This is a genomic window from Granulicatella sp. 20925_1_28 (assembly GCF_041433575.1).
Lineage (GTDB): Bacteria > Bacillota > Bacilli > Lactobacillales > Aerococcaceae > Granulicatella.
Window position 1 is genome coordinate 1 of sequence record NZ_JAPWBS010000032.1, and the last position, 1277, is coordinate 1277.

The window sequence follows — 1277 nt, forward strand, 5'->3', positions numbered from 1 at the left end:
ATTTATCGCTCCACTCGTTGGAATCGAAGCCGGCGACAAGCTCTTTCGTCTGAAACGCATTCGGTATGCAGATGGCATTCCACTCATGAAAGAAACAACTTTCTTACCATACGACGTCTTCAAAACCTTAACGAAGACGCAGTTAGAAGGCCAATCTTTATATGAAGTGTTTGCGAATGATTTTCATCAGCAAATCCACTACGCCGACGAAGAATTCTCAGCGAGCATTCTCACGCCGGAAGAAGCGGAAGTCTTGGATGTGGATCCGCACAGCGCTTGTTTACGGTTTATGCGAACCACATTAAATCCTGAAAATCGCATCATCGAATATACGATTAGTGTTGCCAGAAGCGACCAATTCTTCTACAAAGTAAGACACTATCGCACAAACAACTAAAAAAATATTTGGAGGGTATTATGTTTCAATTTTCAACTAGTCAATTAGAGGCGTTATCTGCAGAAATTACAACGCGCGAAATTCGCCAACAACCAGAATTGTGGAAAGAAGCTTTTGATTACTACAAAGCAAACTTAGAACGCATCACTGCTTTCTTAGACCATTTACCAGAAGGAAAACTTCGCGTGATTTTCGCAGGTGCGGGTACATCACAATATGTGGGAGATACGATTCTTCCTTACTTAAAACGTACAGGAAATGAAGACCGTTTTGATTTTCAATCAGTCGGAACAACAAACCTTGTAAGTAATCCACATGACTACTTCAAAGCAGAAATTCCTACAGTGCTTGTTTCATTTGCACGTAGCGGGAACTCACCAGAAAGTCTTGCCAGTGTGCAACTTGGCAAACAAATCGTGCGTGACTTCTATCAAATCACCATCACTTGTGCGCCAGAAGGAAAATTAGCCGTTGCTGCTAAAGACGATACAAACAACTTACTCTTAATGATGCCAGACCGCTCTAACGACGCTGGTTTTGCGATGACAGGAAGCTTCACATGTATGACTCTAACAGCGCTTCTTGTTTTCGACGAAGCACACTCACTTGAAGAAAAAGAAGGTTTCGTGAAAGCCATCCGCCAAATGGGTACAAGCGTTCTAGAACGTGAAGATGTGATTCAACATTACGTGAACTTAGACTACAACCGCGTGATTTACTTAGGTTCAGGTTCTCTCAGTGGCCTTGCTCGCGAAGTTCAATTGAAGATTCTTGAATTGACTGCTGGACAAATCGCAACAGCCTTCGATTCTTCAATGGGATTCCGTCACGGTCCTAAATCATTTGTAAACGGCTCTTCTCTAGCCTTCGTATTCGTATC

The 1277-nt window shown here is 42.6% G+C and carries 2 protein-coding genes; both read left to right on the forward strand.

What is annotated here, in order from left to right:
* A partial coding sequence (locus O3793_RS08855; RefSeq protein ID WP_371446966.1) for a GntR family transcriptional regulator occupies positions 1 to 397 on the forward strand: 397 nt, incomplete at its 5' end.
* Between the two features lie 20 nt (positions 398 to 417).
* Positions 418 to 1277: tagatose-6-phosphate ketose isomerase (agaS, locus tag O3793_RS08860; protein ID WP_371446968.1), on the forward strand; the 860-nt coding region annotated here is incomplete at its 3' end.